Annotated in this window: 5 protein-coding genes; 4 read left to right on the top strand and 1 reads right to left on the bottom strand. The window is 37.6% G+C overall.

The features are described from left to right. Positions 1–210: 210 nt before the first annotated feature. A complete protein-coding gene (uxaC, locus tag R2B77_RS14960) occupies positions 211–1,608 on the top strand; it encodes a glucuronate isomerase (RefSeq protein ID WP_212391868.1) in 1,398 nt (465 codons plus the stop codon). 57 nt (positions 1,609–1,665) lie between these two features. Beyond that, on the top strand, positions 1,666–3,075 hold the full coding sequence (gndA, locus tag R2B77_RS14965) for an NADP-dependent phosphogluconate dehydrogenase (protein ID WP_203248881.1): 1,410 nt from the start codon (positions 1,666–1,668) through the stop codon (positions 3,073–3,075). Positions 3,076–3,143: 68 nt separating this feature from the next. Here the strand turns inward: gndA and R2B77_RS14970 are convergent, their stop codons facing one another. Further along, entirely contained in the window at positions 3,144–4,325 is a 1,182-nt protein-coding gene (locus tag R2B77_RS14970; protein WP_203248880.1) for an ROK family transcriptional regulator, read from the bottom strand. 132 nt (positions 4,326–4,457) lie between these two features. Between R2B77_RS14970 and R2B77_RS14975 the strand changes: the two genes are divergently transcribed. Together R2B77_RS14975 and R2B77_RS14980 are read left to right on the top strand one after the other, a co-directional pair. Then, positions 4,458–5,381: a LarC family nickel insertion protein gene (locus tag R2B77_RS14975; protein ID WP_203248879.1), complete on the top strand. Its 924-nt coding sequence runs from the start codon at positions 4,458–4,460 to the stop codon at positions 5,379–5,381. Positions 5,382–5,435: 54 nt separating this feature from the next. Beyond that, positions 5,436–6,432 (top strand): hypothetical protein (locus tag R2B77_RS14980; RefSeq protein WP_203248878.1); only part of this gene is annotated, 997 nt, incomplete at its 3' end.

Genomic DNA, 6,432 nt, shown 5'->3' on the forward strand with positions numbered 1-6,432 from the left:
CACCTATGATTTATACAAGTAAATAGCTAATCAACAGACGTGAACTATTAAAAAATTTGAAAACTTGGACGAAAGGATTGAAAAATGCAAAGATTGTTGCGGATAACGCGATAAAGACTTGTAAAGTAAAACGTTTACATCTATTATATATGATAGATACTATTCAGTTTGTTTGCCATACAAACTAATACAAGTGGAAGGATGATGACGTTGAAAACGTTTATTACAGATGACTTTTTATTATACAATGAAACAGCAAAAGTCCTGTTCCATGGTACTGCAAAAGATTTACCGATTATCGATTACCATAACCATTTAAATCAAAAAGAGATTTTAGAGGATAAGAATTTTACAAGCTTATCTGAAATTTGGCTAGGCGGAGACCATTATAAATGGAGAGCGATGCGTGCAAATGGCATTGATGAAGCGTATATTACAGGAGATAAAAGTGGTTATGAAAAGTTCTTAGCGTGGTCTAAAACCGTGCCAAACACATTTGGCAATCCACTTTATCACTGGACTCATTTAGAACTCCTTCATTATTTTGGTATTGATGAGGTTTTAGATGAAAAATCAGCACCTGCTATTTGGGAAGAAGCAAATAGCAAGCTTGCTACAAAGGAAATGTCGATTCGATCACTACTTAAAAAGGATAAGGTTGAATTTGTTGGAACAACGGATGATCCAACAGATGATTTAGCAAGCCATATCGAGTTACATAAAGAAGGATTCGAAATAAATGTATCGCCTTCATTCCGACCTGATAAAGGGCTGAATATTGAAAAAGATGAGTTTGTATCATGGGTAGGAAAATTGGAGCAGGCAACAAATTCTTCGATTGAAACGTATGATGTACTTTTAGACGCTCTCGTAAGCCGAGTGGATTATTTTGATGAGCATGGTTGTCGAAGTTCTGACCACGGCATTGATGTGATGTTTTACGAGCAGGCTACAAAAGAGGAAGCAGCAGCCGTTTTCCAGAAACGATTACAAGGTGAGAAGCTAACTGCAAAAGAAATTGAGCAATATAAAACGTATACATTACTAACACTTGGTGAATTATACGCTGACAAAGGCTGGGTAATGCAACTTCATCTAAGTGCGTTGAGAAATAATAACACAAGAATGTTGAATCTACTTGGTCCGGATACTGGTTTTGATTCAATAGGTGACCTTCTCATTGCCAATAAACTTTCTAATTTTTTAAATGCGTTAGAAAGCAAAGATAAATTACCTAAAACCGTTTTGTATAGCTTAAACGCGAATGATAATGCTGTGTTAGCTTCTATGGCGGGTAATTATCAAAGCTCTGAAATTGCAGGGAAGGTTCAGTTTGGAACCGCTTGGTGGTTTAATGATGTCATCGATGGCATGGAAAACCAAATGAAGACGTTAGCGAATATAGGGCTGATCAGCAACTTTATTGGTATGTTAACAGATTCGAGAAGTTTCCTTTCATTCCCAAGACATGAATACTTCAGAAGGATATTGTGTAATTTACTTGGAACGTGGGTAGAAGAAGGTAAAGTACCGAAAGATATGGCATTATTAGAGAAGTATGTGACAAACATTTGCTATAATAATGCAAAGCGTTATTTTAAACTTTAAGAATGCTCTACTTGTATAACAACGTTGTAAATTCGGAGTATAGAAAGGAAGAAAAAAATGTCGAAACAACAAATCGGTGTCATTGGCCTAGCGGTTATGGGAAAAAATTTAGCGTTAAATATCGAGAGCAGAGGGAATTCTGTTTCTGTCTACAATCGCACAACTTCAAAAACAGAGGAATTTTTAGCAAATGAAGCAAAAGGCAAGAATTTTTTTGGTGCTACTAGCATTGAGGAGTTTGTTAACTCTTTAGAAGTACCCCGTAAAATAATGCTCATGGTTCAAGCAGGACCTGCAACAGATGCAACCATTGCATCACTGCAGCCATATCTTGAAAAGGGTGATATTTTAATTGACGGTGGAAATACGCTATTCGAAGATACGATTCGCCGTAATAAAGAGCTAGAGAAAACAGGTATCCATTTTATTGGAACAGGGGTATCAGGTGGGGAAGAAGGTGCACTAAAAGGTCCTTCTATTATGCCAGGCGGTCAAAAAGAAGCGTATGACTTAGTTGCACCTATTTTTGATTCAATTGCAGCACGAGTTGATGGAAAGTCTTGTAGTACGTATATCGGTCCTGATGGCGCGGGTCATTATGTGAAAATGGTTCACAATGGCATCGAGTATGGAGATATGCAATTGATTGCAGAAGCCTATGCAATTTTGGATAATGTCCTTGAGTTGGATGCACAAGAACTTCATGAAGTATTTTCAGAATGGAATAAAGGCGAATTAGATAGCTACCTAATTGACATTACTGCAGAAATCTTTACGAAGATCGATGAAGAGACAGGTAAACCGCTTGTTGATGTCGTTTTAGATAAAGCAGGTCAAAAAGGGACAGGCATGTGGACTAGTAAAAATGCTTTAGATTTAGGTGTTCCACTTCCATTAATTACAGAGTCTGTATTTGCACGTTGTATCTCTTCGATGAAAGAAGAGCGTGTCCGTGCAAGTAAAGTATTGTCTGGACCTCAAGTAAGCCAATATGACGGCAATAAAGAAGAACTTATTGAAGCAGTTCGTAAAGCATTGTACATGAGTAAAATTTGTTCTTATGCACAAGGATTTGCTCAAATGCGTGCACAGTCTGAGGAGAGTCATTGGAATTTGAATTATGGAGAGATTGCAATGATCTGGCGTGGGGGTTGTATTATCCGTGCACAGTTCCTACAAAATATTAAAGAAGCTTATGACCAAGAACCTGATTTAGAAAACTTATTATTAGATAGTTATTTTAAAGAAATTGTAGAAGGTTACCAATCAGCATTACGCGAAGTCGTATCTGTTGCGGTTAAACAAGGGATTCCTGTTCCTTCTTTCGCAAGTGCAATTGCTTATTATGATAGCTATCGTTCAGAAAATCTGCCTGCAAATCTAATTCAAGCACAACGTGATTACTTCGGCGCTCATACGTATCAACGTAAAGACAAAGAAGGAACTTTCCATACGAACTGGTTCTAAATAAAGAGAAGTAAAGTAAATAAAAAAAAGATCTCTCTTTCCCATGGATAGGGAGATCTTTTTTATACCTATTTGACTAAAACAGTATCCTCTGTCAGTGTTAAGATGAGCTCCGGTACCTCTAGAAAACGCTGAATCGCTAGTGCACATGCACCAAGGGCACAGGAACTATTCCCAAAATCGGAAATTACTAATTCACCATATTGACTGACTGCGGAATTCAAGTTATTTTTAATTTCCTCGATTGCATTTGGATACATTTTTAACAGTTCACTCGTCAACACCAATGTTTCTGGATTGTAGATATTGATAATATTATTTAAACCGATTGAAAGGTCGACGATATACTGTTTCATTAGTTGGAGAGTAGTGGGATCTTGCTTGGCCAGTAGGGATTGTATGTCATCATGAGTTACTTTTGGAACACCTAACTGCATTGCCAAACGTGCAAGTAGACTAGGCTCAGATGAGTAGAGCTCCCAGCAACCTTTGTTACCGCATCGGCATGCTTCTCCATCCTTGGAAATAATCATATGGCCCATTTCTCCGGCATAGCCGTGAAATCCTTTATGCAGTTTCCCATCAATCATTATTCCCGATCCAATTCCGGAAGAGAAGAGAAGGCAAAGTAAATGATTACTCTCATGGTGCTTATAGACACGTTCGGAATAAGCCGATAGGTTTGCGTTATTTTGAATGGATATGTCCATATCTAGCTCTTTCATAAGATCAGTTTTTAAGGATTTATTTTGCCATTGATGACTAGGCACAAAATAGATGCTCTCATCTTTATTTACTGTCCCGTGAATACCAATCATTACACTAACTAATCCGTAATGTTTTTTTGAATAATCATTTTTATATTTTTGAATTTGCTTAATAAGTAAATGAACTAACTCTTCATAACTAGCAATTTCTAGCTCTATGGAGTCATGTTGAACAGGATTACCACCTAAATCGGAAACCATATACTGGATATGGTTATAATCTAGGTCGATACCTAACACATAGCCTGCATCTTTATTGATCGAAAGCATGATTGGTCTTCTACCTACGACATTATGCTCCAGTCTTGTTTCACAAATTAAGTCTTCACTGAGTAAATCGGCAACTTGAATTGAAATAGTAGCTTTGTTTAATCCGGTAATTTTGGATAGGTCAGCTCTTGAAATCATGCCATGCTCAACTATTTTACTTAAAATAATACTTCTATTGATTTTTTTTATGTAAGCACCGTCGCCAGTAATCATCTATTTACCCCCGAATTAATTATAATTATACGAATGCAAAAATGGTTTATTTAGTGTAATAAAAATTACTTTGTTGTGCGGACAAAGTAATTGTGACGTTAATTTATTATAGCATAGAAAGGAATGATACATATGAGAACATTATATTTCGATTGCTTTTCAGGAATTAGTGGAGATATGGTTATTGGGGCTCTTATTGATGCAGGAGGGGATCCTGTTCATTTAGAAACGGAGTTAAAAAAACTGAATATGGAAAATGAGTATGAATTAACATTCAATAAAGTCGTGAAAAACGGCATTACAAGTACAAAGTTTGATGTTTTATTAACGAGTGATGCTCATGACGACGGTCATAGTCACAACCATGGGCATAGCCATGACCACGAGCATAATCACAATCATGGACACAGTCACGATCATGACCACGGGCATGACCACGGGCATAATCACAGTCATGAACATAGTCACGACCATGGCCACGGGCATAATCACAGTCATGAACATAGTCACGACCATGGCCACCATCATCACAACCATAATCATGATCATCGTTCTTATAAAAAAATTGTTGAGCTTATTCAATCGGCAGGTTATTCTAATCGAGTGGAAGGAAATGCGCTCAGCATTTTCAAGAAGATAGGACAAGCCGAAGGGAAAATTCACGGTGTAGCACTTGAAGACGTTCATTTTCATGAGGTAGGAGCCGTGGATTCGATTATCGATATTGTAGGTGCCGCTATACTTCTTGAACAACTGCAAATAGACCGTATTAAATCATCTGCCGTTCCAGTTGGTTCCGGGAAAATTCATATTGATCATGGCATTTATCCAGTTCCAGCTCCTGCTACATTAGAAATTTTACTCGGTGTTCCTATTGCAGAAAGCCAAGTCAAAGGGGAGTTGGCAACACCTACAGGAGCAGCCATTGTAGCGGTACTTGCCGAAGCATTTTGTACATTACCCGCTATGAAGGTTCAATCCATTGGTTACGGAGCGGGTACTAAAACGTTTCCAAAGCATCCAAATGTACTCCGAGTGATTATCGGAGAAGAATAACTATCACCATTGAATAATTAGGTAAATAACGGAATGGCGTTTTTGGAGGTAAAGATGAAACTGCATTCGGTATTTCAGTATGTATATATTTTTTACACATTCGTATTTGTCCTTCACATCGCCAATATATTTATCGCTAGCGACCGTTTGAATTATGTGATTGGCTTATTAGCTTTAGTCATGTTAGTCATTTCTTTTGCGAGTGCATCGAAATTATTTAGGATACTAAGTGCCTCCTTCATTGTGATAGGAGGCTGCTTATATGCTACAACAGGACAATCAGTTTTGGCTATACCTAGTGCTTTAACGGCTAATATATCCTTACTCACACTTTTAGCGATGTTACCGTGGATGAATAGTGTTGTTAGAAGTGGTCGGTTTGACCGGAGCTTAAACAGCTTAATGAAGGCGAATGTATCTGATGTGGGCAAAATGTATACGCGTGGTTCAGCGACAACGCTTACGCTAGCGGCATTTTTAAATTTATCGGCGGTTACCATTGCACAGGACGTGCTGAAAGATAATTTAGCGCATTTCAATAAAAAAGTGCGAGATTCATTCATTAGTACATCGACATTAAGAGGTTTTTCCTTAGCTTTACTATGGAGTCCACTTGAAATACTAGTCGTCCTATCTATTTTTGTAACGGGTGTTTCTTATGTAGCTATACTCCCTTGGTTGTTATTAATTACAGTGCTAACATTTATACTTGATGCTTTGTGGGGTCGCTATCATTTCAGAAAGTATGCGTATGCAAACCCAAGCGGTGAACAGTCTAGGGAAATGAATGTCAAAGAGGTAGCTAAAAAAATCGCTCACCTGGCAAGTGCGCTAGTGCTATTTTTAGCTCTAGTTATTGTCTGTGGTACATTCTTTGAAGTCGATTTCATTTTGACTGTGACGCTTCTCATCTTTCCCTTTACGCTAATATGGTCTACAATCATAAAAAGGGGTAGAAGTTTTTGGGTCATCGGTTGGCATAATTGGAAAATGAAAGCGAATACAATGCAAAACTTTATTATCTTATTTATTGATTCACACCCAAAAAGCT

The sequence above is a fragment of the Sporosarcina beigongshangi genome (assembly GCF_033485195.1).
GTDB classification, from domain to species: domain Bacteria; phylum Bacillota; class Bacilli; order Bacillales_A; family Planococcaceae; genus Sporosarcina; species Sporosarcina beigongshangi.

Bases quoted from the DNA above. Each gene is read 5' to 3' on its own strand.
- R2B77_RS14975 (WP_203248879.1), top strand. From the start codon at position 4,458: ATGAGAACATTATATTTCGATTGCTTTTCAGGAATTAGTGGAGATATG.
- gndA (WP_203248881.1), top strand. From the start codon at position 1,666: ATGTCGAAACAACAAATCGGTGTCATTGGCCTAGCGGTTATGGGAAAA.
- R2B77_RS14970 (WP_203248880.1), bottom strand. From the start codon at position 4,325: ATGATTACTGGCGACGGTGCTTACATAAAAAAAATCAATAGAAGTATT.